Below are 712 nucleotides of genomic sequence, written 5' to 3'. Positions count from 1 at the left end.
CGGTAAGGTGTTGGAATACGCATCTTTTTGAATACTGTTTAGTGTTTCGGCTGCATTGATGGATTGGTTGGCATGTGATTGTGTTCAACTTTTTGTCTCCCTTTTTTGTGCCCCGTCGGGTTGGGGAGGCAGTGATTTTTTCTTTGTAGTAATTTTTGGACGCCAGCATGAGCCTTTATTGGTTTGTGGTGGTTTGTTCTTTTGGTTAGGTTTGGGCTTTTCACGGCCTTTTCAGGATCTTGTTGTTCTGAAATTTTTCTTTTTGTGGAGAGTTTGATCCTGGCTCAGGACGAACGCTGGCGGCGTGCTTAACACATGCAAGTCGAACGGAAAGGCCCTGCTTGCAGGGTACTCGAGTGGCGAACGGGTGAGTAACACGTGGGTGATCTGCCCTGCACTTCGGGATAAGCTTGGGAAACTGGGTCTAATACCGGATAGGAGCCATCTTTAGTGTGGTGGTTGGAAAGTTTTTTCGGTGTAGGATGAGCTCGCGGCCTATCAGCTTGTTGGTGGGGTAATGGCCTACCAAGGCGGCGACGGGTAGCCGGCCTGAGAGGGTGTACGGCCACATTGGGACTGAGATACGGCCCAGACTCCTACGGGAGGCAGCAGTGGGGAATATTGCACAATGGGCGCAAGCCTGATGCAGCGACGCCGCGTGGGGGATGAAGGCCTTCGGGTTGTAAACTCCTTTCGCTAGGGACGAAGCTTT

1 rRNA gene is annotated in these 712 nt (G+C 51.4%); it reads left to right on the top strand.

Annotation, left to right across the window (positions count from 1 at the left end):
- Window positions 1-261: 261 nt before the first annotated feature.
- Window positions 262-712, top strand: a 16S ribosomal RNA gene (locus tag ABRP84_RS11235); the annotation flags it as partial.

The organism is Corynebacterium sp. KPL2861, from assembly GCF_040225475.1.
In the GTDB taxonomy this organism is placed as follows: domain Bacteria; phylum Actinomycetota; class Actinomycetes; order Mycobacteriales; family Mycobacteriaceae; genus Corynebacterium.
Note: the sequence above shows the minus strand (reverse complement) of the source record. Positions and strands in the feature narration are given on the sequence as shown.